This window comes from Nitratireductor arenosus (assembly GCF_009742725.1).
GTDB classification, from domain to species: Bacteria; Pseudomonadota; Alphaproteobacteria; order Rhizobiales; family Rhizobiaceae; genus Mangrovimarina; species Mangrovimarina arenosa.
In genome coordinates this window covers 1,336,240-1,360,268 of record NZ_WPHG01000001.1, presented here as the reverse complement: position 1 = coordinate 1,360,268, position 24,029 = coordinate 1,336,240, and the positions used below count along the sequence as shown (strand labels likewise).

Below are 24,029 nucleotides of genomic sequence, written 5' to 3'. Positions count from 1 at the left end.
CGTCTTGCATGTCGCACGGACGGGTAAGATCCTCCCACATTCCGCGCCGGCGGCAATTGACGATAATGTGAGCGGGTCGGGACGAGCAGCCGTCGCGCAGGCAGCCGCTGCAGCCGAAGCGCCGTTGCGACGGGTCAGGCCGCGAAGCGCTGGGCGTCGGCGCCGTAATAATTGATGTAGCGGCCGGCGATCCATTCGACGGGCAGGATCACGAACACGTCGGTGGTGTGGAAATCGGCATCCACCACGCAGCCCTCGCCGAACCGGGCCCCGACCCGCATATACCCCTTGATCAGCGGCGGCAGCTCGGCCATCGCGGCGCGGGTGTCGATCGCTTCGGCCGGCATCAGGTCCATCGTCTGGTAGCGCGACGGAACGGCGCGGACGCGCCACGCGCCTTCGGCGCGGAATTTATGGGCGAGATAAGACAGGCCCCGCGCATGGGCGGCCGGGAAGACGCCCGGGAAGGACGCGCAGCCGGTCATCACGTCGATGCGATGGCGTCGGCAATAGGCCCAGATGCCCTGCCACAACAGCTCGACCGTGCGCTTGGAGCGATAATCGGGCAGGACGCAGGAACGACCCAGCTCGAGGAACCGGCGATCGGAATGCCGGGCCAGCAGCGATTCGAGCTCGAACTCGTCGGTGGAATAGAACCCGCCGGCCGAAGCGGCGATTTCCTGGCGCAGAAGCCGGTAGGTGCCGACAATGCGACAGGAATCGGGGCCGGGCAGCGTCGTGTCGAAAACAAGCAGGTGATCGCAGATCGAATCGAAATGATCGGCATCGCGCCGCTGCTGCAACTCGCCGCGTGCGCCGAGCTCATCGTAAAATACGCGGTAACGCACCTCCTGCGCGGCCGCGATTTCGGTCTCGTCACGGGCAAGGCGGACATCGAGCGTGCCGATTCGGCCCAGCACCTCGCCCGGCGCCACGACCGTTTCCAAGCCGCGGGCGGCTGGCGAAGGCATGTCCTTCCCGATCGCGCGCATCGGCATGGTCGATTCTCCCTCGTCGCGAGACTGCTCGCGCAGATACGAAGCCACTACTACAATAGGATGACAGCGGACTCGCCGCAAGCATAGCCTCAGGCCGCGGCCTGATGGCGGACGGCCTCCACCAGTTCGTGAGGGTCGAGCGGCTTGGTCACAAAACCGTTGGCGCCGTGGGACAGTACATCGTGACGGGTCTTTTCCTGACTGTCGGCCGACAGCACCATGATCGGTATCGCGGCAAGCCCTTTTTCCTCCTCATGCTTGCGGATAAGGGCGATGGCGTCGAGCCCGTCCATGACCGGCATATGCAGATCCATCAGGACGATATCGAAGGGACGGCGGACGCGCGCGGCACGCACCGCGTCAACGGCGGCCTTGCCGTCGCGGACGTGATGAACGGTATTGCCCGCCTTTTCGAGCACCGAACGAGCCATCAGAGCGTTGATCTCGTTGTCCTCGGCAATCAGCACATGCAGGCCCGAAGCGGCCTTGGCGGCCGGCTTGCGGCGTTTGACCTCAAGGCGGTGAACCGTGCCGTGGGGCGCCAATTCGCCGGCGCCATGGGTCAGGATGCGCAACATGGTTCGCCCGCGCACCGGGCGAGCCAGGAAGGTCGCGTACCCGACCGAACGGTACTGGAACAGGCGGCCCCGATCGCCGGGGGCGATCAGGATCACGCCTTCGAGCGCGCGGGCGGAAACGCTGCGAAGCCTGTCTAGGGTCGTCCCGTCGCCCGATTCGAAGGCAGCGTCGATCAGAACGATCTCGAACGGATCCTTGCGTGCGCGAATCAACTTCTCCGCGTCGGAAGGGCTGCGGGCCACCGAAGCGCTGCCGCCATGGGCGCTCGCGGTCGCCATCATGGCCTCGGCTTCGACCGCGTTCGCCGATACGATCAGGATCGATTTGCCGTTGAGAGCCGCCGGACGGTCCTGCGTGAACACGGTGTCAGCGGGCAAAGGCAGGTCGAAGGAGAATTCCGAGCCCTTGCCGACCTCGCTCTCCACGACGATGCGCCCGCCCATGGCATCGACGATGCGCTTGGAGATCGCGAGCCCGAGCCCCGCACCGCCATGTTTGCGTGTCGGCGTGCCGTCGACCTGCTCGAATTCGCGGAAGATGCGCCCGATCTCGGCCGTCGTCAGGCCGGGACCGCTGTCGACGACCGAAAAGCGCAAGGCCGGCGGCTCGCCATCGCCGCTGATGTCGACACGAACCGTCACGCCGCCTTCCTCGGTGAACTTGACGGCGTTGCCGATGAGGTTGAGCATGATCTGCCGCAGGCGTCCGGGATCGGCCTCGATGGAGGCCGGCACGCCTTGCGCGATATGGCAGCCGAGACCGATATTCTTGGCGAAGGCGCGTGCCGCCATCAGCTCCACGACATTCTCGACCAGTTCGTGCGGCGACATCTGCTGCGGCTCGAGTTCGAGTCGGCCGGCCTCGATCTTGGAAAAATCGAGCAGATCCTCGATCAGCGCCAGGAGCGCGTTCGCGGAGGTGGAGACGGCTCCGACATAGGTGCGTTGTTCGGGCGACAGATCGGTATCGGCCATAAGCTTGGCCATACCCATGATGCCGTTCATCGGCGTGCGGATTTCATGGCTGACCGTGGCCAGGAAACGCGATTTGGCCTGGCTCGCGAATTCGGCCCGTTCTCGCGCCGCGATCAACGCCGTCTCGGCGCGTTTGCGTGCGGTGATGTCGCGCGCGATGGTGCGGTGCGACACCGTTCCGGTTTCCTCGTCGCGCACCGATAGCTCGATCCAGGAAAACCAGCGCATTCCTTCCGGTGTTTCGATCGGAACGTCGGCCGAACTCAGATATTCTCCGTCGGCAAAGGCGGCGTCGGAAACCATGCCTACATCGACGCCAAGCTCGTCCAGCGTGCGTCCGCATAGATCGCGCGGCTCGCGGCTGAAAATCTCCGCGAACACGCGGTTGGCATAGACGATCCGGCCGTCCCTGTCCCGGTGCACGACGATATCGCCAAGCGCGTCGATCAGCCCGCGGAAACGCTCCTCGCTTTCGCGCAGCTCCCACATGCGGTCGGCGAGTTCCTCGATCTCGGCGCGGGTGCGCTCGGCGTCCGAGTGCGAAAGCGCCTCGACACGCCGATCCTGCGTGATCATGGCCCCGAGAACGGCCAGGCCGGCGAGGCCGGTGCCGACGAGGCCGAGGCTCAGGAGTTGCGGCGCGCCGGACAGGAACGACAGTCCGGCAAGGACAAGAACCGCCACGACGATGGCCAGACTGCCCAGAACATGGCGGTCGTGCGCACGAGACACCATCGAGGAGGCGCGCTCGAGCCGCCGCGGCACGGCGGCTGCGATGCGCCGTGTCGATGGCGGGTGCCTGGAGAAAATCTTCCTCGCGTCCATGGCCGGACACTAGCCCGGCACTGATTAGGGAAGATTTTGGCTGCCTGCTAAAATTTTAGCGAAACCAGTGGGTTTGCTTGCCGGATGCCGTTCAGGCGCTCATATCGACCACGACGCGTCCGCGAATGCGGCCCTCCACGATCGCCTTCGCCGCCTCGATGATGCCATCGAAGCCGATCATGGTCGACAACGCCGACAGCTTGTTGCGATCGAGGTCGTCGGACAGCCTGCGCCACGCCTCCTCGCGCAGGCCAAGCGGCGCCATTACCGAATCGATGCCGAGCAGGGAAACACCGCGCAGGATGAAGGGCGCGACGCTCGACGGCAGATCCATGCCCTGGGCGAGGCCGCAGGCCGCGACCGCGCCACCATAGGAGGTCATGGACAAGACATTCGCCAGCGTATGGCTGCCGACGGCGTCGACGCCGCCCGCCCAGCGTTCCTTGCCGAGCGGCCGGGCCGGGCCGGAGAGCTCGTCGCGGTCGATGATCTCGGCCGCGCCCAATTCCTTCAGATAGGCCTCCTCGCTGGTCCGCCCGGTCGAGGCGACGACGTGATAACCCAATCGGGACAGGATGGAGACGGCGACCGAGCCGACGCCGCCGGCCGCGCCGGTGACGACGACCGGGCCGCGGTCGGGCGAAATCCCGTGGCGCTCGAGCGCCATGACACACAGCATGGCGGTATAACCGGCCGTGCCGATCGCCATCGCGTCGAGCGGCGTCATCGTCCCGGGCAGCGGCACCAGCCAGTCGCCGCTGACGCGGGCACGCCCGGCAAAGGCGCCGTAATGGGTCTCGCCCACGCCCCAGCCATTGAGGACGACCTTGTCGCCCTCCTTCCAGCGGGCGTGACCGGACGACAGCACCGTGCCGGCAAAGTCGATCCCCGGGATCAGCGGAAAGCGGCGGATCACAGGTGCCTTGCCGGTGATGGCGAGGCCGTCCTTATAGTTCACCGTCGTCGCTTCGACGGCGACCGTCACATCCCCTTCCATCAGATCCGCCTCGGACATCTCCTCAACGCGTACGGCCTGGGTCTTGTCCTCGTTGCGGGAGACGAGAATGGCTCGGAAGGTTTCGGACATTGGGCTTTCCACGGTCTGGTTGCACGACTGAGCCCGACTGTGCTGGCTCGGGGCGGCCAGGTCAACTGCCGCCGGAGCGCCGCTGTCGCCGCCACAGCAGGATTTCCTGCAGGATGACCAGCCCGGCGCCGAGCGTGATCATCACGTCGGCGAGGTTGAAGACGGCGAACGACCAGACCGGCGTGTGAAACAGCACGTAATCGACCACGTAGCCGAGCCACACGCGATCGATGAGATTGCCGAGCGCGCCGGCGATGATCAGCGCGAAACCGAGCCGGGCGGCGAGCTGATCCGCGTCGCTGCGCGCCGCAAGCCACAGCACGAACAGGATCACCGCCGAGGTGACGATCACCAGGGCGGTGTCGCCCAAATCCGCAAACAGCGAAAAGGCGATGCCGTAATTGCGGGTGTGAAACAGCGCCAGAAAAGGTAACAGGTCGATCCGATCGTGGAGCGCCATGCCGCCTTCCACCAGGCGCTTGATCCATTGATCGAGCACCACCCCGCCCGCCACGATCGCCAGATAACCCAATCGCATCATGCCGAGGGACCATCCAGAGCAAGGGCCGAGCGCCTGATTTCGTAAAGCATGACGCCGGTGGCGACCGCGAGGTTGAGCGAATCGGCGCGGCCGGCCTGGGGAATGCGCAACAGCCGGTCGCAGGCCGATGCCAGGCTGTCGGGCAGACCCTGCTGTTCGTTGCCCATCACAAGCACGACCGGCCGACCGGCATAGTCAAGGCTGCGATAGTCGACCGCACCCTCGAGATGGGTGCCGGCGACGAGCCCCGAAAACCCGGCCCGCCAGGCCAGGAACGCATCGGCCGAGGCCCGCGCCACCGGCACGGCGAAGATCGACCCCATGGTCGCGCGCACCGTTTCCGTGGCGAAGGGATCGGTGCACTCGCCGACCAGGATGACGCCGCGGGCGCCGACCGCGTCGACGGTGCGGATGATGGTGCCGAGATTGCCCGGGTCGCGGACCCGGTCGAGCGCGACCCAGACATCGTCGCCGGCGGGCGCAATCTCGGCGAGCGGCATCCAGCGCTGCGCGAACACGCCGGCCACGGCCTGCGGATTGTCGCGCCGCGAGATCGCCGCCATCACCTTGTCGTTGACTTCCAAGACGAGGCCGCCGGCGGCCACGACGCGCGCGGCGGTCTTTTCGACCAGGGCGTTGCCCAGCGCCGATCTGGAAAACAGCAGCGTGTCGAGCCGCCAGCCGAGATCGAGCGCGTCGATGACCAGCTTCAGCCCCTCGGCCAGAAACGCGCCCTGCTGGTCGCGGTGCTTCTTCATCGACAGGGCGCGGATGTCCTTGACCGCCGGATTGGCGAGGCTGGTCACTTCCTTGACCTGGCCGACGCGGCGGCCGGTTGGCGAGGGCGGCGTCATGCGCGCACCCAGCGTGAAAACAGCGAGGTCGACAGCGCGCGCCCGGCCGCCTTTTCGCGGATCACGAGTTCGCCCGATTCGACCCTGCCGCCGAGCCCGGCGCAGGCATCGCGCATCAGGGCGTGGATGGCGAAGAACGAGGCGCGGATGGAGTAGGTGGTGAGCACGAGCGCGATCGGCTTGTCGGCCAGGATGGCGCGGCAATTGGCGACCATCGACGGCAGGTGCTCGAACAACTGCCAGACCTCGCCCTTCGGGCCACGGCCATAGGCGGGCGGGTCGAGCAGGATGACCTCGTAACGCTTGCCGCGGCGACCCTCGCGTTCGACGAATTTGGCTGCATCCTCGCAAATCCAGCGGATCGGCCGGTCAGCGAGCCGCGCGACCTCCTGGTTCTCGCGCGCCCAGGTGATCGCCTTCTTGGAGGCGTCGACATGGGTGACCTCGGCGCCGGCGCGCGCGGCCACCAGTGAGGCGAGCCCGGTATAGCCGAACAGGTTGAGGACCCTGACGGGGCGGTTGGCCGCCCTGATGCGGGTTTCCATGTCGGCCCAGTGCGAGGCCTGCTCGGGAAAGACGCCGACATGGCGAAAGGAGGTGAAGCGGCCGAGATAGTCGATGCCGTCATGGCGCATCGGCCAGGTTTCGCCGAGCGGGGCGGCGGGAAAGCGCCAGCGTCCCATGCCCTCCTCGTCGATGTCGCCGGTGAAGACGGCGTCGATCGCCTCCCATTCGGCCGCCGGCAGAGCCCGGCCCCAAATGGCCTGGCCCTCCGGCCGCCTGATGCGGTAGGGGCCGTATTGCTCGAGCTTTTCGCCGTCGCCGCTGTCGAGCAGCGCGTAATCGTCGTTCGGGCCGACCTCGAGAATCAGCGGCACGGTCTGCGCCGGCAAGGGCGCGCCGGGACGCGCTATGATGTGGGGACGGGCCCGAGCGTCGGACGGGTTGCCCTCGTCCTCGTCGGGCCTGACCTTGGCCGCCAATGCCTCGCGCCGCTCCGGCCGACTGCCGGCGGCGGACGACCGCGCGGCGCGGCGCTTGTCGCGGGACGGTTTCACGGCCAGTCGCTTCCTTTGAACATTGCCGGCTTTTGACACAGCGCCGGCCGGCGCGCAACGCGGCGCACGCACGGTTCCGGTCGTTCTAGCGCTCCGTCGCCTCGTAGACGGCGACGCCTGCGGCTAGGTCCTCCAGAGCGGCGCCGACCGACTTGAACAGCGTGATCTCGTCGGCGTCGCGCCTTCCGGCCCGTTCGCCACGCGTCAACTCGTATAGGTCGGCAAGAATCCGCTCGGGGGTCAAGACGCCCGACTGCAGCGGCTGGACGATGTCGCCGGCTTCCTTGGTGGCGCCGGCACGGGTGTCGACAAAGACCCGCGCGCGGCGGACCGCCTCGTCGTCGGCCTCGCGCATGGCCGGCGTGAAGCCGCCGACGAGATCGACATGGACGCCCGGCCGCAGCGCGGCGCCCTTTATCAGCGGTTCGGTCGAGATCGTCGCCGCCGAAACGATGTCGGCCCAGCCGAGCGCGGTGTCGAGATCGCCGGCAACCGCTGCGGCAAAGCCGAGATCGCGCAGTCCCGCCGCCGCCTTCTCGGCGTTTTCGGCGGTGCGGTTCCATATCCTGATTTCGGTGATCGGACGCACCGCGGCATGCGCCCGGACGAGAAACGGGCACAGCGCGCCGGCGCCGAGGACGAGCAGGCGGGCGGCATCGGCGCGTGCGAGATAGCTTGCCGCCAGGGCCGAGGCGCAGGCGGTGCGCCATTGCGTGAGGCGCTGGCCGTCGATCAGCGCGCGCGGCTCGCCGGTCTTGCCGTCGAGCAGCAGGTAAAGCCCGTTCACCGCCGGCAGGCCGACTGCGTTGTTGTCGGGGGTGACGGTGACGATCTTGACCCCGATATAACCGCCATCCGAGGTGCCGGCTTTTTCGAAATCGCCCCAGGCCGGCATCAGCAGCAGGGTGGAGGCGGCGCCGTCCGGCCGCTCGACCGTATGGTGGTGACGCACCGGCTGCACCGCGCCGTCGCGAAAACTTGCCCGCAGGGCGTCCACCAGCCCCTTGAAAGTGAGTGAACGGTCGACCTGGTCCCGATCGATCATGCGCATCACGCCGCACTCCTTCCCACTGATATCGACGATGGAAGAAAACCGGACCGTCTGGGTCCAATCTCAGGCGCGCGTGGCCGGCACGCCGGCGCCTGCGTCCGGTGCGCTCTGGCTGGTCTGGCGCAGCAGGTTCTGCACTTCCTTGCTCTTGGCGCGCGCCTCGCGTCGATAACGGCCCTGACGCAACCAGGTGACGAGGCTGCCGATGATCATGCCGCAGGCGAGCGCCAGAAACAGCAGCACGAACAGCGGCAGGGCGGTCGTCAGCGCCGGATTGCCGGGATTGAAGGGATCGAGCGTGAAAGCGACCGGCGCGCGGTTGGCCACGGCGAGCGCGATCAGCGCTACCGCCACCGGTACCACCACGATAATGAGCACGACGCGGTTCAGCATCTTCACTCCGAATATCCGTCCACGGAACCCTTGGCCGCGACTTTTCCCGAAACCCGGCCTGTCGGCTTCCGGGCCACGCTCCACGCCGTTCGCGTAACCCGAGCCGGCACGGCGCGCAAGCGCGACCGTCTCATTTTGCGTTGAGGCGCTCGCGCAATTCCTTGCCGGTCTTGAAAAAGGGAATCCACTTTTCCTCGACGTCGACCGCGTCGCCGGTACGCGGATTGCGCCCGATGCGCGCGGGCCGATTCTTGACCGAAAAGGCGCCAAAGCCGCGCAGTTCGACTCTGTTTCCTTCGGCCAGTGCCTCGCTGATTTCCTCGAAAATGGCATTCACAATGTTTTCGACATCGCGCAGAAACAGATGCGGATTGCGATTTGCAATCGTCTGTACGAGTTCGGATTTTATCATTTTGCGCCGATCCTGTTTTGCCCGAAATCCTTGATTGTCCGAGCTTTATTGTTCCCCTGCCGCTCCCTCGGCAGGTTGCCAGAGCGATACCAGACCGTCAAGCAACAGCCGCTCCGCGCCAAGCGCGCGCAGCAGCGCGGTGCCGCCTTTTCCCAGCCCCAGCCCGTCTTCGGCTCCCCCCACGAGCGACTTGATCAAAAGATAGGGTGAAGTGGTCCGTTTCGGCTTCCATTCGATCACGTCGAGTTCGGTGTCGACCCCGTTCGATTTCAGCCACGCAAGCGCTGCCTCCTCGCCGCCGAGAGCGTCGACGAGCTTGCGCTCGAGCGCCTGGCGCCCGGTGAAGACGGAACCGTCGGCAAGCCGCTCGGTTTCGGCGCGCGACAGCGGCCGCCGCTCGGTGACGAGACCGACGAACCAGTCGTAGGAATCGAGGATCATGGCGCGGATCATGGCGCGCTCCTCCTCGGTGGTCGGATTGAACGGCGAGGGCTCGGCCTTGAGCGGCGAGGATTTTATTTCCTCAAGCTTGATGCCGACCTTGTCCATCAATCCGGTCAGGTCGGGAAACTGCACCAGGACGCCGATCGAGCCGACGATCGATGATTTACGGGCCACGATATGATCGCTCGCGCTGGCGATCATATAGCCGGCCGAGGCGGCGAGCGTGCCGACCTGGGCCACGACGGGCTTTTTCTCGGCCAGGCGGCGCACCGCCTCGAAGATCGCCTCGCCGCCGGCCGTGGTGCCGCCGGGCGAATCGATCGCCAGGATCACGCCCTTGACCCTGTCGGTCTCGGCAATCCGCTCGAGGCGATCGAGAAGCTCCTCGTCCTCGGTGATGGTGCCTTCGATGCGGACCTTGGCGATCTGGTCGCTGCCGCTGCCGGGCAGGCTGTCGCCGAACAGGCGAAAACCGTAGGCGGCAATAGCCAGCGCGGCCACCACAAGCGCGACGACGCGCCAGAAGGTGAGTTTCCGCCGCAAGCGGCGGCGGTCTATGAGGTCGTCGGCGCGCAATGCCATTTATGCCTCGCAAGAATCGTCTTTGGTGCCGGTGTCTTAGACCAGATCGAGCATGCAATGAAACGCCCCGGAGCGGACATTTCTATGCTGTGCGGCTTCACCCCGCAGCTTGAGAGACCTGTCGTTTCGGCAAAATCCTCGCCTGTCACCCAAAAATAACCATATTGGACTGAAAATCGAGATAAGAAGTACATATCCTGAAACAGGCGGGTTTGACCGATGCGGAAAAGCCGTCATTTCATGGAATGTCCAATCCAGCGCGAAACCGACATACTGATGATTTCGACAGCCCTCAAACAGGAGCGAGCCTTTGCATAGCGCGCATGGCCTGGAACCCGGCGCGATCGGGCGCGAGGAAGCCGCTTTTCTCAAGGCCAGGCGCTATTCCAGAAAGGTGCGCGTCGTCAAACTCGCCCTGCCCCTGGTCGGAGCTGCGCTCGCGATCGGCTTTTTTGGCTATTCCTACCTGCTGTCGCCCAGTTCGGTGTCGATCGGCGTCGAGGGCACGGCGGTGCGCGACGGCAAGCTGGTGATGGCGAACCCGAAGGTGACCGGATACACCAAGGAAAACCTGCCCTACACGCTGACGGCAATGCGCGCGATCCAGGATCTGTCGCAGACCGGGATGATCCAGCTCGAGGAAATCGACGCGAAATTTCCGGTCGACGATAACAATTGGGCGCGGGTGCTGGCCCGCACCGGGACCTACGACGACACCGGCAACACGCTTGACATTACCAGCCCCGTCACATTCAAGACCACCGACGGCATGACCGCCAATTTGAAGTCGGCGTTCATCAATATCGAGGCGGGCGAGATGAGCACGGCCGAGCCGGTCGACATTCTGCAGGATGGTTCCAGGGTGACGGCCGACACGTTCAAGGTGCTGGACAAGGGCAAGGTGTTCGTTTTCGAAAAACGCGTCCGGGTCATGATCGAGCCGCGGAAGCGGCCTGACGGAACGCCGCGCGACGAAGCCAAAGCCGGGAACTGAAATGAACAAAGTCGCGATTGTCCTGTCCGGTCTCGGCCTGAGCGCCCTTCTGGCGGGAGCGGCGCAGGCCCAATCCGAACCCCGTGTGACGGGACTGCAGCTTTCGGGGGACGAACCGATCCAGATCGAAAGCGACCGGCTTGAGGTGCGCGACGCCGAGGGAATCGCGATCTTCACTGGCAATGTGAACGTGGTTCAGGGGCCGACCCTGCTCAAATCGGGCAAGATGACGGTCTACTATGCCACCGACGGAACCGCGGAACCCTCGGCGGCCGGCCCGGATGCGAGCCGCATCGAAAGGCTGGAAGTCGACGAGAACGTCTATGTCAAGACGGAAACGCAGGTCGCGACCGCGGACAAGGCGTCCTTCGACATGAAAACGGAAGTTTTGGTCATGACGGGCAAGGAGGTCGTGCTCTCCGACGACGGCAACGTGCTGGTCGGCTGCAAGCTCACGGTCCAGATGGCGACCGGCCACGCGCTGCTTGACGGCTGCGGCCAGAGCGAGGGCGCGAAAGGGCGGGTGAAGATGCTGCTTCAGCCCAAATCCCAAAGCCAATAGGCCATGTCTTGACCGTATTCTCGAGATTTTTTGGCGGCGGCAGCAATGGTGGCGAGACGACGGGCGTTCGTCCCGACCGCGAGAAGTACAAGGGCACCCTGATCGCGCGCGGCCTGTCGAAGAGCTATCGCGGGCGCTCTGTGGTCAGCGGCGTGTCGATCGGCCTGCGCGCCGGCGAGGCCGTCGGCCTGCTGGGACCGAACGGAGCCGGCAAGACCACCTGTTTCTACATGGTGACCGGGCTGGTGCCGGTCGATGAAGGCATGATCGAGATCGACGGCTTCGACGTGACGACCATGCCCATGTACCGGCGCGCACGGCTCGGCATCGGCTATCTCCCGCAAGAGGCCTCAATCTTCCGCGGCCTGACCGTCGAGGGCAATATCCGTGCCGTGCTGGAGGTGGTTGAGAAAAACCGCAAACGCCGCGACGAGAAGCTCGACGAGCTTCTCGAGGAGTTTCACATTCCCCATCTGCGCAAAGCGCCGGCGCTGTCGCTGTCCGGTGGCGAGCGCAGGCGGCTCGAGATCGCGCGCGCGCTGGCCTCCAACCCCAATTTCATGCTGCTCGACGAGCCGTTTGCCGGCGTCGATCCGATCGCGGTGTCCGACATCCAGCAATTGGTGCGCCACCTGACCGCGCGCGGCATCGGCGTGCTGATTACCGATCACAACGTTCGCGAGACGCTGGGGCTGATCGACCGCGCCTATATCCTGCATGCCGGCCAGGTGCTTACCCATGGTCGTGCCGCGGACATCGTCAACAACCCGGACGTGCGCCGCCTTTACCTCGGCGAAGGCTTTTCCTTGTAGGTTTCCCGCAAGTCGGGCTTCCGGCACGGTTTCGCCGTACGGAGCTTGACAAGCAAGAGCCGGGCCAGTTTCTAGTGGCTCTGAGATTTTCGGGCAATGATCCGGGAGCGGCGGAAACGCGGGATTCTTGATGGCGCTGACAGCAAAACTCCAGCTGCGCCAGTCGCAGTCGCTGGTGATGACGCCGCAACTGATGCAGTCGATCCGGCTGCTGCAGTTGACTCATCATGAGCTGGAGCGCTTCATCGACGAGGAGATCGAACGCAATCCGCTGATCGAGCGCCAGGACAGTGACGAAGCCGGGACGGAGCCCGGCATGTTCGAGGCGGATGCCGGCGAGAGCCATGGCGAGGGCGACTGGTTCGAAACCAGCCTCAACAACAACGCCGAAACGCTGGCCGGCCAATTCGACACCACGCTCGAGAACGTCTTTCCCGACGATCCCGGCGGCGGCGACCGGCTTGGCCCCGCCTTGTCGGCGAGTTGGAAATCAGGCGCCGGCGCGGGGCCGGGCCCCGGCGCGACCGGCACGGACGGTTTCGATTTCGAGGACGTGACGGCGGCCGCGCCGAGCCTGCGTGACCATGTGCGCGAGCAATTGACGCTCGCCTTTGCCGGCCTCACCGAGAGACTGATCGCGGCCGATCTCGCCGAGGGCCTCGATGAATGCGGCTATCTGCGGGTCGATGTGACGGAGGTCGCCGGGCGGCTCAATGTGGAGACCGGAGCGGTGGAGGCGGTTCTGCGGATCTGCCAGGCTTGCGACCCGGCCGGGCTTTTCGCCCGCGACCTGTCGGAATGCCTCGCCCTGCAGCTCGAGCGGCGACAAAGGCTCGACCCGGCGATGCGCGCGCTTCTCGACCATCTCGACCTGCTCGCGCGGCGCGATTTTGCCGCATTGCGGAAATTGTGCGGTGTCGACGAAAGCGACCTCATCGACATGTTGACCGAAATCCGCGCCCTCGACCCCAAGCCGGGGTCGGCTTTCCTCCACAGCGGCATCGAGACGGTGCTGCCGGACGTCGTGGTCTCCGCCGCGCCGCATGGCGGCTGGGCGGTCGAACTCAATCCCGACGCCCTGCCGCGCGTGCTTGTCGACCAGACTTATTTTGCACGCGTTTCGCGCGAGGCAAGCTCGGCGGAGGACCGCGAATTCGTCTCGCAATGCATGCAGAACGCCAATTGGCTGACACGCAGCCTCGACCAGCGCGCCAGGACCATTTTGAAGGTCACCTCCGAGATCGTGAAACAGCAGGACGCGTTCCTGGCCTACGGAATCGGCCACATGCGGCCACTCAATTTGCGCACGGTGGCTGACGCGATCGGCATGCATGAATCGACCGTCAGCCGGGTGACGGCCAACAAATATGTGCTGACGCCGCGCGGCATGTTCGAACTGCGCTTCTTCTTCACCGCGGCCATCGCCTCGGCCGAGGGCGGCGAGGCCCATTCGGCCGAGGCCGTCAGGCACCACATCCGCGAGATGATCGCCCAGGAAAATCCCGCGAAAGTGCTGTCCGACGACGCGCTTGTGGATATCCTGAGGAAAACCGGGATCGACATCGCCCGCCGCACGGTCGCCAAGTACCGGGAAAGCATGAGCATTCCCTCTTCGGTCCAAAGGCGCCGCGAAAAGCGTGCCATGGCCGCAGCAGCCCCGTGAACACGGCGGGTCGAGGCCGGGCACGGGCCCCGCGTTGACAAACCCGGATGGAGTGACTAGAAGCCCCGCCACCCGACGGGCGGTCGCCGATCGCGGCCGCGGCAGGACGATGGCGGAACGGTATTCCGGAATTTTTCACTGAAGCCAGCACTGGTGTCGCCGCGGAACCTTGTAAGCGGCGGCCACGGGTATAAACTCGGGCGATTGCATCATGTGTGGCAAGGAAAGGTCGGCTTTCAAATGAGCCTGCGCATTTCTGGCAAGCAAATGGAAATCGGTGATGCGTTCCGCGCACGCATCGACGATCGGATAGCCGAAGCGGTCAACAAATATTTCGACGGAGGCTTCTCGGGACGGGTGACGGTCGAAAAGACCGGCTCGCGCTTCGCCGCGGACTGCATGCTGCATCTCGACACCGGGATGACGCTGCAGGCGGAAGGCAGGGCGCAGGACCCGCAGGCCGCCTTCGACGCGGCGGCCGACCGGGTCGAAAAGCGGCTGCGCCGCTATAAGCGACGGCTGAAATCGCATCAGGGCGCGCCCGAAGAAGCGGCCTGGACCGACATCGCCTACACGATCATGGCGCCGGTCGCGGAAGAGGACGAGGAAGTTCCCGAAGACTTCGCGCCCGCCGTTGTGGCCGAATCCTCGCTTGCACTCAAAACGATGTCGGTGGCTTCCGCTGTCATCGAACTCGATACCAAGGACAGTCCCGTCTACGTATTTCGTAATGCCGGGACAGACGCCGTCAACATCGTCTATCGGCGGGAGGACGGCAATATCGGCTGGATCGACCCTTCAACGGTTTCCGGCAACGGTGCCTAGGGCCAGACCCCATTGCTATGACTGAATGGGCTCTGACCCTAGATCCACGATCTGACAGCCGCGGCGCTCCTTTATCGAGGAGCCTCGGAGCGGTATGCAGAGAAAGGAATGCGCGAAAATGGACCTCAGCGATCTGATCGAGGTTCCGGCGGTGCTGCCGGCCTTGAAGGCGAATTCCAAAAAGCAGGTGCTGCAGCTTCTGGCCGAAAAGGCCAGCGCCATCACCGGTCTTTCGGAGCGCGAGATTTTTGATACGATCTTGCAGCGTGAGCGGCTCGGCTCGACGGGCGTCGGCAACGGGATCGCGATCCCGCATGGCAAGCTTCCCGGCGTGGACGCGATCACCGGCGTCTTCGCCCGACTGGAAACGCCGGTCGATTTCGAGGCGCTCGACGACCAGCCGGTCGATCTGGTGTTTTTGCTGATCGCGCCGGAAGGCGCCGGCGCCGACCATCTCAAGGCGCTGTCGCGGATCGCCCGCGTGCTGCGCGACAGCGACACCGTGGCCAAGATCCGCGGCACCAAGGACGCCTCGGCGATTCACACCTTCTTGGCCTCCACCCCGGCCTCGCACGCCGCATAGGCATCGAGGCCCGCGGCGCGCGATCTTCAACTCAGGCGTGACCGGCGTTTTTTCGGAAACCGGCGCCTGATTTTTGCAATCACAGGCTGAAGGGCGGCGAGGCTCGGCCGCCCGGCTCGACGTGTACTGCTGCGGTCAGTGAATGCTGAGCGGCGTCAAATCGTTCTGGATCGCCGCGCCGAGCGCGCTTTCGCGCTCGTCGGTCAGCATGATCGGCTGGCCGTTGGCGGCGAACAGCGCCCACAATTCGAGCCCCGGAGCCATGTCGGGCAGGCCGGGATATCGCCCGCGCAGATCGTCGCTGGACACCTTGCGCAGATACGCGACCGCACCCTCGCCGAGATGCGCGAACTGCGTCTGGCTCATGGTCGTTTTGACGTCGTGATTCTCGTTATGCGTCATGGCAGCCTCCATCCGTCGGACCACCCACCCGGGCCGGCCCTCTTCAGAGCTATCGGTGCAGAAATCAGTCTTTCACCGAGATGTTTATTTTTTGTACATGGTGCTCGGGTTCCGGCCGGTCGAGATCGACCGACAGCAGACCGTTCTTCAGTTCGGCGCCGATCACGCGCATGCCTTCGGCGAGCACGAAAGCGCGCTGGAACTGGCGCGCCGCGATGCCGCGGTGCAAAAAATCGCGCTCGACGTCATCGACCTGCTTGCCACGGATGACGAGCTGGTTGTTTTCGGTTGCGACATCAAGATTGCTCTCGCAAAATCCAGCCACCGCGAGCGTGATCCTGAGACAGTCGCCGCCGCCATTGTGGCCGCGTATGCGCTCGATATTGTACGGCGGATACCCGTCGGCGGCCTTCGTCGCCCGCTCCAGGGTCTTTTCCATCGCCTCGAACCCCAGAAGCAGCGGGCTCGAAAAAGGCGTCATTCGCGTCATCATCATGTCCTCAAAGAGCGACGTGGATAGTAGAAAACCCAGATGGCGTTTTTCCACATGCACCTGATATGGTCCGCTCCAACAACGAGTTCAAGTAGGTTTGGAGGATGCCGATGGCCGGCGGACGCAAGATCATTATCGATACCGATCCGGGCCAGGACGACGCAATCGCCATCCTTCTCGCCCTGGCCAGCCCCGAGCTCGACGTGCTCGGCATCACGGCGGTCGCCGGCAATGTGCCGCTGGCGCTGACGGAAAAGAACGCGCGCAAGATCTGCGAACTGGCCGGCAGGCCCGAGACGAAAGTCTTCGCAGGAGCGGTCCGCCCGCTGGCGCGCACGCTGGTCACGGCCGAGCATGTCCACGGCCGCACCGGCCTTGACGGGCCCGACCTGCCCGAACCGGCAATGGAACTGCAAAACGACTATGCCGTCGACTTCATCGTCGACACGCTGATGGCCGAGGAGGCCGGCCAGGTGACGCTGTGCCCGCTCGGGCCGCTGACCAATATCGCGCTGGCGCTGATCCGCGAACCGCGCATCGCCCCCAGGATCCGCGAGATCGTGCTGATGGGCGGCGGGTTCTTCGAGGGCGGCAACGTCACGCCGGCGGCGGAGTTCAACATCTATGTCGACCCGCAGGCGGCCGACATCGTGCTTGGCGCCGGCATTCCCGTGGTGATGATGCCGCTCGACGTCACCCACAAGGCGCTGACGACCGCCAGGCGCGTCGCCCGCTTTCGCGACCTGGGCACGTCGGTGGGCACGGCGACGGCCGCGCTGCTGGAATTTTTCGAACGCTTCGACGAGGAGAAATACGGCACCGATGGCGGTCCGCTGCACGATCCCTGCGTGATCGCTTATCTTCTCGAGCCAGAACTCTTCGGCGGACGGTCGTGCAATGTCGCGGTCGAAACCGCCTCGGAGCTGACGATGGGGATGACCGTCGTCGACTGGTGGGGCGTCACCGATCGGCCGAAGAACGCCATGGTCATGCGCGACATCGACGCCGACGGGTTTTTCGAACTTCTGACCGAAAGGCTGGGCCGTCTTTAGACTATCTGGGGACAAGCGCCGGCGCGCCCGCGAATGGGAGAACAGCCGGCGGGATATTCGCCGCGCCGGCCTCGGCGATGCTGCGATGGGGCGAGATCTTTTTTCGTCCATGCACCGGGCGGCGCGCGAAGCGGTTCCTTACGTTCGTTCAGTTCAGCGCGTAATGCGACGTGCCGTCCGGCTTGACGGTGTGAAGGATCGTCACCTTCGTCCCCGGCTCGATGCCGGCGGAGCCTTCGACCACGACTGTTTCGGCGCTGTTGTCGATGCGAATGGTGATACGCGCCCCTGAGGCCGCGCCGTCTTCGGCCGGCTCGACGGTCACCACACTGCCCAGCATTTCCATCTGCTCGAAGATCGGCTTGTTGTCCTGCATCAGCCAGATGATGATCGGACCGGCCAGGAGCACGCCGATCAGAACGATCGGCAAGAGCAGCGTCAGGCGGATACGCCGGAGCCAGCCGGACCGTTCAGCCAGCATATCGTGGATCGCGCGCGCCTTGTCCTCGCCGGAGGTCATCGCCGCGCCTCGACATCCTCGGCGAGCGGGATCGCAGGCTGGGCGCCCGGCTTGAGGCAGGCGAGCGAGCCGGCGACTGCGGCACGGCGCAAGGCGGCTTCGAGGGCTTCGCCCCGTTCCAGGGCTGCGCCCAGATAGCCGCAAAACGTATCGCCGGCGCCGACCGTGTCGACCGGCGTGACCGCAAGCGCGGCGACGCGGTAAAACCCGTCGGGCGATGCGGCAAGCACGCCCTCGCCACCGAGCGTGACCACGACGGTACGCCCCGTCGTGGCGACGAAGTCGCGCATGCGCGCCTCGCGCCCGTCGCCCCCGAGCCCGAGCGCGCGCGCGCAAAGGTCGAACTCGGTTTCATTGGCCACGACATAATCGGCGAGCGCAGGCAGATCGACGGCCTCGTCGCTATAGGGCGCGGTGTTGAGCACGGAGACGGCGCCGGCCGCGCGCGCGGCCTGGAGCGCGGCGCGGATCGTATCGAGCGGGATTTCCTGCTGCATCAACACCACGTCGCCCGCATCGAGCGCGGCCTTGGTCACGTCGCCCGGCAGCACAGCCGCGTTGGCGCCGGCCACGACGGCGATCATGTTTTCCCCGTCGGCTCCGACGAGAATGAGGGCGGTGCCGGTCGAGGCATGGGTTTCGCCGACGCCTGTCAGGTCAACGCCACCCCGGTCGAGGAGAGCCAGCGCCTCCGCGGCAAAGGCATCCTTGCCGACCGCGCCGACCATGCGCACCGCCGCGCCGGCCCGCGCCGCCGCCAGCGCCTGATTGGCGCCCTTGCCGCCGGGCGTGTTGGAAAACGTATCTCCCGCGACGGTCTCGCCCGGGCCGGGTAGACGCCCGACAGTGGCGATCAGGTCGAGATTGATGGAACCGATGACAATGACCAACAGACGCCTCCCGCAAACCGGCGGCGACGCTAACGCATCAGGCGTTAAAATGGAATCAGCACGCTGGCGGGCCGCTCCGGCTAGATTAACGAGACCTGACCATCGGCGCGTGTCGAATTGGCCACCGTTCGCGGCGTGCCGCGCCCCCGACTTATGTTTCGGTCTGGCCAGCCTCCCAGCCGAGGATCGCCCGCTTGCGTGTCAGGCCCCAATGATAGCCGGTAAGCGCGCCCGACTTGCCGAGCGCGCGATGGCAGGGCACGACGAAGGAGAGTGGATTGGCGCCGACCGCCGCGCCGACGGCACGGCTCGCCCTGGGCGCACCGATCTCGGCGGCAATCGCCGAATAGGGCTTTGCGCGGCCCATCGGAATGCGCAACAGCGCCTCCCAGACCCGGACCTGGAAATCCGTGCCGATCAGCACGACCCGCAACGGCTCCTCGTGACGCCAGCGGCCGGGATCGAAGATGCGCGCGGCATAGGGCGCGGTCGCGGCCATGTCCTCGACATAGGCGGCATTCGGCCAGCGGCCGGCCATGTCGTCGAGGGCGGCGCGCTCGCCGCCGGCGTCGCAAAAGGCGAGACCGGCGAGGCCGCGTTCGGTCACCATGACCAGCGCGACGCCGAACGGCGAGATGTGAAAGCCGTAGCGGATCGTCAGGCCGGCGCCACGGGTTTTGTAGTCGCCGGGCGACATCGCCTCATGGGTGACGAACAAATCATGCAGCCGGCCGGGCCCCGACATGCCGAGTTCGAGCGCGGTCTCCAGAAGTGGCGTGCCCTCATCAAGAAGCCGGCGCGCATGGTCGAGCGTGACCGCCTGCAAAAACGCCTTCGGCGACAGCCCGGCCCAGCGGGTGAACAATTTCTGCAGCCCGGTCGGCGTCTCGCCGACATCGGCGGCCAGATCCTCCAGGGACGGTTGGTCGCGATAGTCGAGGCTGATCTTTTCGATAACGCGGCGCACGATCTCGTAGTCGCCACCTTCGGGGGTGATGTCGCGTTCAAGGACTGCGGTGTGAGCGTTCATGGTCATATCTCCTTGAACGCCAATATCGTCCCGCCGCACAGCGATCTCCACCCGATTCCTGACAACTTCAAGCTTCGCTTTCAGCGCATTTTGGCGCTCGCCAGCGCGCGGCCGAATTCGGCCGCGAAACTTTCGCGATCGCCCGGGTTGAGGAAGCCGCCGAGCGGCACCCGTCGTCCCGGCGCCTCGACTGCCATCCCGGTAATGCCGATCTCGTCATGACGGGCGACCGAAAAACGGGCCCAGAACGGATTGAACCGGTGCTCCTCGGTGCGCCCTGACGGCGCGGTTTTGCGGATCGCCACGCGAGTGCGCGACACAGACACTTCCTCGCGGGCGCGGGCGGCGCGGTAGTTGACGCGAAAGGCGATATAAAGCGCCAGGATATCGAGGCCGAAAAAGCCGAAGACCGGCCAGGCGCCGGCGGCGAGGAAGAACAGCCCGACCGCACCCCATCCCGCCACCAGCGCGCCCATCAACAGGATGAAGCCGGTCCGGCCGAGCGAGCGGTGCGGCGTAAGCAGCGCCTTGAAGAAAGGTTGGTCCGCAGCATAGGTTTCGCTCATGAGAGGGATTATAGAGCCTTCATGCTGAAGCCAAAGGACAAAAAGGCCGCACGCGCGCCAGCCCGCGCGAAGACGCCGCGCAAGAAGCCCCGGTCGCGCTATTCTTCCGACGAGGTGCGCGAGATTTTCCGCCGTTTCGCGGTGCAGCGCCCAGAGCCCAAGGGCGAGCTTGAACATGTCAACGCCTTCACGCTGCTGGTCGCGGTGGTGCTGTCGGCCCAGGCGACCGATATCGGCGTCAACAAGGCGACGCGCGGGCTGTTCGCCGTCGCCGACACGCCGCAAAAGATGCTGGCGCTCGGCGAGGACAGGGTCGGCGATCATATCCGCACCATCGGACTGTGGCGCAACAAGGCCAAAAACGTCATCGCGCTGTCGCAAGCGCTGATTCGCGATCATGACGGACAGGTGCCGGCCGACCGCGACCAACTGACCAAACTGCCGGGCGTCGGCCGCAAGACCGCCAACGTGGTGCTGAACATGGCGTTCGGGCAGCCGACATTCGCCGTCGATACGCATATATTGCGGATCGGCAACCGGCTGGGGCTGGCACCCGGCAAGACGCCCGACGAGGTCGAAAAGCGCTTCCTGGACATCATTCCACAGGACTATCTGCGCCACGCCCATCACTGGCTGATCCTGCACGGACGCTATGTGTGCAAGGCGCGCAAGCCCGAATGCGAACGCTGCGTGATTGCCGATCTGTGCCAGGCCGCTGAAAAGACCAGTGCAATCCCCGCCGCCCTCACGCCGATAGAAATCGGCTGAAGACGGGCCTGACGGCGTTGGCGCGGCCTTCCTTGCACTTCGCGGCCGGATGGATTACATCGTGCCCACATCCTGATTGCCCGGCGTATGTGCAGACGGTCCCCGACCGTTCCACGCCAGCCCGCTGAGAGGCGAAGGCTTTCGTTTCGCCCCCGGGAAGGGAAACAGTTCCGTGTCGTACCAGTTCAGGACGCGGGCCACACCGGCCGCAAGGCTGTTTGCAACCAGCGACGCTGTCGCGCAGACGAAGGAAGACCATTGCAGGTACTTGTCAGAGACAACAATGTCGAGCAGGCGCTCAAGGTGCTGAAGAAGAAGATGCAGCGCGAGGGCGTGTTTCGCGAGATGAAGGCGCGCCGGTCCTATGAGAAGCCGTCGCAGCGCCGCGCACGCGAAAAGGCCGAGGCCGTTCGGCGCTCGCGCAAGGCCGCCCGCAAGCTGGCGCAGCGCGAAGGGCTGTTGCCCGGACCGAAGAAGAAGCCGCGTCCGGTGCGCCCGGGCGCGCCGCGTCCCCAGGCTGCCGGCGCCGCCGCGACGCCGGGCCAGGCCTGAGCCGACCCTTTACGGCTTTAAAGTCGATCGGGCCGCGCGCCTCCCGCACGGAGGCACGCGGCCCGTTTTTCGTTACGCAGGTCCGCTCTCGATCCGTTCTGCTTTTCGCGGAATCGCAGACCGGCTCTATTTTATTGTTTTGACGCCTTTCCGAACGGCGAACCGGTTTCCACTTCGCCTGGAAACGCTCTCTCCCGCGCCGCCCGTGCGCGGCAGGGTCGGTCAGGCCCTGAATCAGGCCTTGGTGCGCCCCGCCGACTTGGCGGCGGCCTTTTTGGCGGGCAGGTGCCGGCCGAGCGCGTCGCGGTTTTCACGGCCATAGCTGGTGATGAAATCGACGATGCGCGGCACGATCTCGGCGCGGAAGCGCGAGCCGTTGAAGACGCCGTAATGGCCGACGGCCGGCTGCATGTAGTGCACGCGCATGTCGTCGGGAATATTGGTGCACAGCGTCTGCGCGGCCTTGGTCTGGCCGACGCCGGAAATATCGTCGTTCTCGCCCTCGACCGTCATCAGCGCGATCGAGCGGATCGCCGCCGGATCGACCGGTTCGCCGCGATGGGTCATCTCGCCCTTGGGCAAAGCGTGGCGGATGAACACCGTGTCGACCGTCTGCAGGTAGAACTCGGCCGTCAGATCCATCACCGCGAGATACTCGTCGTAAAAATCGCGGTGCTTGTCGGCCGAATCGCCGTCATTCTTGACCAGATGCAGGAAGAAATCCTTGTGGGCGATGATGTGCCGGTCGAGATTCATGCTCATGAAGCCCGAAAGCTGCAGAAAGCCCGGATAGACCTCGCGGGCGAAGCCGGGATTGGGCCAGGGAACCTGCATGATGGCGTTGTCGCGGAACCAGGCGAGGTCCTTTTCCTCGGCGAGTTGGTTGACGGCGGTCGGGTTGATGCGCGTGTCGATCGGCCCGCCCATCAGCGTCATGGTCGAGGGCGCGAATTTATCGCCGCGCGCTTCCATTACCGCGGCAGCCGCCAGGACCGGCACGGAGGGCTGGCACACGGCCATGACATGCGTGTCAGGCCCGAGCGCGTGCAGCATCTCGATGACGTAGTCGATATAGTCGTCGAGGTCGAAACGCCCCTTGGAGAGCGGTACCGTGCGGGCGTCGACCCAATCGGTGATATGAACGTCGGCGTGTGGCAGCATCGCCTCGACCGTGCCGCGCAACAGGGTCGCGTAGTGTCCCGACATCGGCGCCACGATCAAAAGCTTGGGATCGGGCTTGCGGCCGGCCGGCAGGTCGCGCCTGAAACGGATTACGTTGCAGAACGGCCGCTTCCAGACGATTTCCTCGCTGACCGGCACTTGCTTCCAGTCGACCACGGCGGAGGTCAGGCCGAAATCGGGCTTGCCGTAACGCCGCGTGGTGCGCTCGAACATTTCCGCCATCGCCGCGGCAGAGCGCCCGAACGCGGTGTGGGAGAGCGGGTTGAGCGGATTGCTGTAAAACAGCCGCGTCGCGTCCGCCACCGCGCGATAGGGCTGGATCGCGGCATGATTCCACTCATAGGCCTGATAAAACATCGAAATGTACCGCCTTCCGTTCCGATAGCCGCCCAGAATCGCGACGCGAAGGTTAATTAGTTATGACCGATGACGGTAACAGGCTTTTGCTGCATTGCAATAGAGCCGTTTCGCTCTGCACCAAGCTAATCGCCGATGCGACGCACCATCAGGACGCGCGCCGATGCCTCGACGCCCGGCGGCACCTCACGCAGGAACCGGGCCCGCAATGCCGGCTCCGCGCGCGCCGGTTCCAGCTCGACAAATCCCAGCTTGCGATAGAAGGGGGCGTTGAAGGGCACGGCGCGGAAGGTCGAAAGCGCGGCGTTGCGATAGCCCGAGCGCCTTGCCGCGGCGAGCGCGGCCCGCACCAGTGCCGTGCCGAGCCCGCGCCGGCCATGGGCGGGGTCGACGGAAAGCTCCATCAGGTAAAAATAGCCGCCGATATCGCCGGCCACGACAAAACCGGCCGGCATGGCGTCCCCGCTCTCGGCGACGAGCACGCTGTTTCCGGCCGTAAAGCGGGCGAACTCCTGCAACGTACGCGGCGCCTCTTCGGCGAGCGCGGGATAACCGTGGTCGGCGAACAGGCGTGCGGCCGCCGTCTCCACCGCGATCAGCCGCCTGGTCTCGTCGGGCCGGGCGCTTCTGATGGCATAACCGACCGGCAGGGCGGGGATGCCGCTCAGCCTTCGTAGCCCTCGACTATGACCATTTCGGCGTCGGCGACCGTCACCCGGATCGCCTTGGCCGCCTGGTATTCGGGCGAATTATAGCAATCCTTCGCCGCCTGCAGGGAGGGAAACTCGATGACGACGTTGCGCGCGCGGCCCTTACCTTCCATCGCCTCGTAGGCGCCGCCGCGCGCCAGGAAATTGGCGCCGTATCTTTCGAAGGCCGGCTTCGCGGTCGCGACATAGTCCTTGTAGCGTTCGGGATCGCGGACATCGACATGAGCGATCCAATAGGCTTTCGGCATTGTTTCTCCTCCCGGGACGGTT

At 65.3% G+C, this 24,029-nt stretch carries 27 protein-coding genes and 1 pseudogene; 9 read left to right on the top strand and 19 right to left on the bottom strand.

Annotation, left to right across the window (positions count from 1 at the left end; all coding sequences use genetic code 11):
• Window positions 1–134: 134 nt before the first annotated feature.
• The 10 genes and pseudogenes from olsB to sppA all read right to left on the bottom strand — a co-directional run bounded on the left by olsB (window position 135) and on the right by sppA (window position 9,798).
• The gene (olsB, locus tag GN330_RS06510; protein WP_246188575.1) at window positions 135–971 is read right to left on the bottom strand and encodes a l-ornithine N(alpha)-acyltransferase; all 837 of its coding nucleotides are present in this window, start codon (window positions 969–971) and stop codon (window positions 135–137) included.
• Between the two features lie 116 nt (window positions 972–1,087).
• Complete coding sequence (locus GN330_RS06505) at window positions 1,088–3,376, bottom strand: hybrid sensor histidine kinase/response regulator (RefSeq protein ID WP_156711791.1); 2,289 nt, start codon at window positions 3,374–3,376, stop codon at window positions 1,088–1,090.
• A 91-nt stretch (window positions 3,377–3,467) separates the two neighbouring features.
• Complete coding sequence (acuI, locus tag GN330_RS06500; RefSeq protein ID WP_156711790.1) at window positions 3,468–4,463, bottom strand: acrylyl-CoA reductase (NADPH); 996 nt, start codon at window positions 4,461–4,463, stop codon at window positions 3,468–3,470.
• Window positions 4,464–4,524: 61 nt separating this feature from the next.
• Complete coding sequence (lspA, locus tag GN330_RS06495; protein WP_156711789.1) at window positions 4,525–5,004, bottom strand: signal peptidase II; 480 nt, start codon at window positions 5,002–5,004, stop codon at window positions 4,525–4,527.
• The gene (locus GN330_RS06490) at window positions 5,001–5,858 is read right to left on the bottom strand and encodes a TrmH family RNA methyltransferase (protein ID WP_156711788.1); all 858 of its coding nucleotides are present in this window, start codon (window positions 5,856–5,858) and stop codon (window positions 5,001–5,003) included. Before GN330_RS06490 ends, lspA begins: the two co-directional genes overlap by 4 nt.
• Window positions 5,855–6,916, bottom strand: coding sequence for an RsmD family RNA methyltransferase (locus GN330_RS06485; protein WP_343040333.1), 1,062 nt, complete (start codon window positions 6,914–6,916; stop codon window positions 5,855–5,857). The genes GN330_RS06490 and GN330_RS06485 overlap by 4 nt, the downstream gene beginning before the upstream one ends.
• Window positions 6,917–7,001: 85 nt before the next feature.
• Window positions 7,002–7,967: a bifunctional Delta(1)-pyrroline-2-carboxylate/Delta(1)-piperideine-2-carboxylate reductase gene (lhpI, locus tag GN330_RS06480; protein WP_156711787.1), complete on the bottom strand. Its 966-nt coding sequence runs from the start codon at window positions 7,965–7,967 to the stop codon at window positions 7,002–7,004.
• A 63-nt stretch (window positions 7,968–8,030) separates the two neighbouring features.
• Window positions 8,031–8,360 (bottom strand): lipopolysaccharide assembly protein LapA domain-containing protein, encoded by a 330-nt coding sequence (locus GN330_RS06475; RefSeq protein WP_156711981.1) that lies wholly within the window; start codon window positions 8,358–8,360, stop codon window positions 8,031–8,033.
• A 130-nt stretch (window positions 8,361–8,490) separates the two neighbouring features.
• A pseudogene (locus tag GN330_RS06470) lies at window positions 8,491–8,784 on the bottom strand (integration host factor subunit beta); the annotation flags it as partial.
• 33 nt (window positions 8,785–8,817) lie between these two features.
• Window positions 8,818–9,798 (bottom strand): signal peptide peptidase SppA, encoded by a 981-nt coding sequence (sppA, locus tag GN330_RS06465; protein WP_156711785.1) that lies wholly within the window; start codon window positions 9,796–9,798, stop codon window positions 8,818–8,820.
• A gap of 310 nt (window positions 9,799–10,108) precedes the next feature.
• Between sppA and lptC the strand changes: the two genes are divergently transcribed.
• The 6 genes from lptC to ptsN all read left to right on the top strand — a co-directional run bounded on the left by lptC (window position 10,109) and on the right by ptsN (window position 15,237).
• Entirely contained in the window at window positions 10,109–10,792 is a 684-nt protein-coding gene (lptC, locus tag GN330_RS06460; protein ID WP_156711784.1) for an LPS export ABC transporter periplasmic protein LptC, read from the top strand.
• Between the two features lies 1 nt (window position 10,793).
• Window positions 10,794–11,354 (top strand): LptA/OstA family protein, encoded by a 561-nt coding sequence (locus GN330_RS06455; protein WP_156711783.1) that lies wholly within the window; start codon window positions 10,794–10,796, stop codon window positions 11,352–11,354.
• Window positions 11,355–11,452: 98 nt separating this feature from the next.
• Entirely contained in the window at window positions 11,453–12,166 is a 714-nt protein-coding gene (gene lptB, locus GN330_RS06450) for an LPS export ABC transporter ATP-binding protein (protein ID WP_246188573.1), read from the top strand.
• Window positions 12,167–12,296: 130 nt separating this feature from the next.
• Window positions 12,297–13,829 (top strand): RNA polymerase factor sigma-54, encoded by a 1,533-nt coding sequence (gene rpoN / locus GN330_RS06445; RefSeq protein WP_156711781.1) that lies wholly within the window; start codon window positions 12,297–12,299, stop codon window positions 13,827–13,829.
• Window positions 13,830–14,069: 240 nt separating this feature from the next.
• Window positions 14,070–14,654, top strand: a complete 585-nt coding sequence (gene hpf / locus GN330_RS06440; protein WP_156711780.1) for a ribosome hibernation-promoting factor, HPF/YfiA family — start codon at window positions 14,070–14,072, stop codon at window positions 14,652–14,654.
• Window positions 14,655–14,772: 118 nt separating this feature from the next.
• Window positions 14,773–15,237 carry a PTS IIA-like nitrogen regulatory protein PtsN gene (gene ptsN, locus GN330_RS06435; protein WP_156711779.1) on the top strand — a complete coding sequence of 155 codons (465 nt, stop codon included), beginning with the start codon at window positions 14,773–14,775 and terminating at the stop codon, window positions 15,235–15,237.
• Window positions 15,238–15,372: 135 nt separating this feature from the next.
• On the opposite strand, the gene GN330_RS06430 is transcribed toward ptsN, so the two are convergent.
• Window positions 15,373–15,639 (bottom strand): BQ00720 family protein, encoded by a 267-nt coding sequence (locus tag GN330_RS06430; protein WP_246188512.1) that lies wholly within the window; start codon window positions 15,637–15,639, stop codon window positions 15,373–15,375.
• A 64-nt stretch (window positions 15,640–15,703) separates the two neighbouring features.
• Window positions 15,704–16,129, bottom strand: a complete 426-nt coding sequence (locus tag GN330_RS06425) for an Hsp20 family protein (protein WP_156711778.1) — start codon at window positions 16,127–16,129, stop codon at window positions 15,704–15,706.
• A gap of 113 nt (window positions 16,130–16,242) precedes the next feature.
• On the opposite strand from GN330_RS06425, the gene GN330_RS06420 reads away from it, so the two are divergent.
• Window positions 16,243–17,184, top strand: coding sequence for a nucleoside hydrolase (locus GN330_RS06420; RefSeq protein ID WP_156711777.1), 942 nt, complete (start codon window positions 16,243–16,245; stop codon window positions 17,182–17,184).
• A gap of 148 nt (window positions 17,185–17,332) precedes the next feature.
• Here the strand turns inward: GN330_RS06420 and GN330_RS06415 are convergent, their stop codons facing one another.
• The 4 genes from GN330_RS06415 to GN330_RS06400 all read right to left on the bottom strand — a co-directional run bounded on the left by GN330_RS06415 (window position 17,333) and on the right by GN330_RS06400 (window position 20,190).
• Entirely contained in the window at window positions 17,333–17,704 is a 372-nt protein-coding gene (locus GN330_RS06415; protein ID WP_156711776.1) for a hypothetical protein, read from the bottom strand.
• Complete coding sequence (locus tag GN330_RS06410) at window positions 17,701–18,594, bottom strand: ribokinase (RefSeq protein ID WP_156711775.1); 894 nt, start codon at window positions 18,592–18,594, stop codon at window positions 17,701–17,703. The genes GN330_RS06415 and GN330_RS06410 overlap by 4 nt, the downstream gene beginning before the upstream one ends.
• Before the next feature lie 151 nt (window positions 18,595–18,745).
• A complete protein-coding gene (locus GN330_RS06405) occupies window positions 18,746–19,624 on the bottom strand; it encodes a methylated-DNA--[protein]-cysteine S-methyltransferase (RefSeq protein ID WP_156711774.1) in 879 nt (292 codons plus the stop codon).
• Between the two features lie 80 nt (window positions 19,625–19,704).
• Entirely contained in the window at window positions 19,705–20,190 is a 486-nt protein-coding gene (locus GN330_RS06400; protein ID WP_156711773.1) for a DUF2244 domain-containing protein, read from the bottom strand.
• A 21-nt stretch (window positions 20,191–20,211) separates the two neighbouring features.
• Here GN330_RS06400 and nth point away from each other — a divergent pair, with 21 nt between their 5' ends.
• Both nth and rpsU read left to right on the top strand, forming a co-directional pair.
• Complete coding sequence (gene nth / locus GN330_RS06395) at window positions 20,212–20,958, top strand: endonuclease III (protein ID WP_156711772.1); 747 nt, start codon at window positions 20,212–20,214, stop codon at window positions 20,956–20,958.
• A 258-nt stretch (window positions 20,959–21,216) separates the two neighbouring features.
• Window positions 21,217–21,510 carry a 30S ribosomal protein S21 gene (gene rpsU, locus GN330_RS06390; protein ID WP_156711771.1) on the top strand — a complete coding sequence of 98 codons (294 nt, stop codon included), beginning with the start codon at window positions 21,217–21,219 and terminating at the stop codon, window positions 21,508–21,510.
• Window positions 21,511–21,744: 234 nt separating this feature from the next.
• Here the strand turns inward: rpsU and GN330_RS06385 are convergent, their stop codons facing one another.
• The 3 genes from GN330_RS06385 to GN330_RS06375 form a co-directional block, all read right to left on the bottom strand.
• Entirely contained in the window at window positions 21,745–23,049 is a 1,305-nt protein-coding gene (locus tag GN330_RS06385) for a polyhydroxyalkanoate depolymerase (protein ID WP_156711770.1), read from the bottom strand.
• Window positions 23,050–23,174: 125 nt separating this feature from the next.
• Complete coding sequence (locus GN330_RS06380) at window positions 23,175–23,699, bottom strand: GNAT family N-acetyltransferase (RefSeq protein ID WP_156711769.1); 525 nt, start codon at window positions 23,697–23,699, stop codon at window positions 23,175–23,177.
• A gap of 14 nt (window positions 23,700–23,713) precedes the next feature.
• Window positions 23,714–24,007 (bottom strand): DUF1330 domain-containing protein, encoded by a 294-nt coding sequence (locus GN330_RS06375; RefSeq protein ID WP_156711768.1) that lies wholly within the window; start codon window positions 24,005–24,007, stop codon window positions 23,714–23,716.
• Window positions 24,008–24,029: the final 22 nt, after the last annotated feature.

Excerpts from the sequence above, each read along its gene's own strand:
- lspA (WP_156711789.1), bottom strand. The coding sequence starts at position 5,004 with ATGATGCGATTGGGTTATCTGGCGATCGTGGCGGGCGGGGTGGTGCTC.
- GN330_RS06415 (WP_156711776.1), bottom strand. The coding sequence starts at position 17,704 with ATGACCTCCGGCGAGGACAAGGCGCGCGCGATCCACGATATGCTGGCT.
- acuI (WP_156711790.1), bottom strand. The coding sequence starts at position 4,463 with ATGTCCGAAACCTTCCGAGCCATTCTCGTCTCCCGCAACGAGGACAAG.
- GN330_RS06375 (WP_156711768.1), bottom strand. The coding sequence starts at position 24,007 with ATGCCGAAAGCCTATTGGATCGCTCATGTCGATGTCCGCGATCCCGAA.
- GN330_RS06430 (WP_246188512.1), bottom strand. The coding sequence starts at position 15,639 with ATGACGCATAACGAGAATCACGACGTCAAAACGACCATGAGCCAGACG.
- GN330_RS06420 (WP_156711777.1), top strand. The coding sequence starts at position 16,243 with ATGGCCGGCGGACGCAAGATCATTATCGATACCGATCCGGGCCAGGAC.
- GN330_RS06455 (WP_156711783.1), top strand. The coding sequence starts at position 10,794 with ATGAACAAAGTCGCGATTGTCCTGTCCGGTCTCGGCCTGAGCGCCCTT.
- GN330_RS06385 (WP_156711770.1), bottom strand. The coding sequence starts at position 23,049 with ATGTTTTATCAGGCCTATGAGTGGAATCATGCCGCGATCCAGCCCTAT.
- GN330_RS06475 (WP_156711981.1), bottom strand. The coding sequence starts at position 8,360 with ATGCTGAACCGCGTCGTGCTCATTATCGTGGTGGTACCGGTGGCGGTA.
- nth (WP_156711772.1), top strand. The coding sequence starts at position 20,212 with ATGCTGAAGCCAAAGGACAAAAAGGCCGCACGCGCGCCAGCCCGCGCG.
- ptsN (WP_156711779.1), top strand. The coding sequence starts at position 14,773 with ATGGACCTCAGCGATCTGATCGAGGTTCCGGCGGTGCTGCCGGCCTTG.
- GN330_RS06400 (WP_156711773.1), bottom strand. The coding sequence starts at position 20,190 with ATGAGCGAAACCTATGCTGCGGACCAACCTTTCTTCAAGGCGCTGCTT.
- hpf (WP_156711780.1), top strand. The coding sequence starts at position 14,070 with ATGAGCCTGCGCATTTCTGGCAAGCAAATGGAAATCGGTGATGCGTTC.
- sppA (WP_156711785.1), bottom strand. The coding sequence starts at position 9,798 with ATGGCATTGCGCGCCGACGACCTCATAGACCGCCGCCGCTTGCGGCGG.
- GN330_RS06505 (WP_156711791.1), bottom strand. The coding sequence starts at position 3,376 with ATGGACGCGAGGAAGATTTTCTCCAGGCACCCGCCATCGACACGGCGC.
- GN330_RS06425 (WP_156711778.1), bottom strand. The coding sequence starts at position 16,129 with ATGACGCGAATGACGCCTTTTTCGAGCCCGCTGCTTCTGGGGTTCGAG.
- olsB (WP_246188575.1), bottom strand. The coding sequence starts at position 971 with ATGCCTTCGCCAGCCGCCCGCGGCTTGGAAACGGTCGTGGCGCCGGGC.
- rpoN (WP_156711781.1), top strand. The coding sequence starts at position 12,297 with ATGGCGCTGACAGCAAAACTCCAGCTGCGCCAGTCGCAGTCGCTGGTG.
- lhpI (WP_156711787.1), bottom strand. The coding sequence starts at position 7,967 with ATGCGCATGATCGATCGGGACCAGGTCGACCGTTCACTCACTTTCAAG.
- GN330_RS06490 (WP_156711788.1), bottom strand. The coding sequence starts at position 5,858 with ATGACGCCGCCCTCGCCAACCGGCCGCCGCGTCGGCCAGGTCAAGGAA.
- GN330_RS06405 (WP_156711774.1), bottom strand. The coding sequence starts at position 19,624 with ATGAACGCTCACACCGCAGTCCTTGAACGCGACATCACCCCCGAAGGT.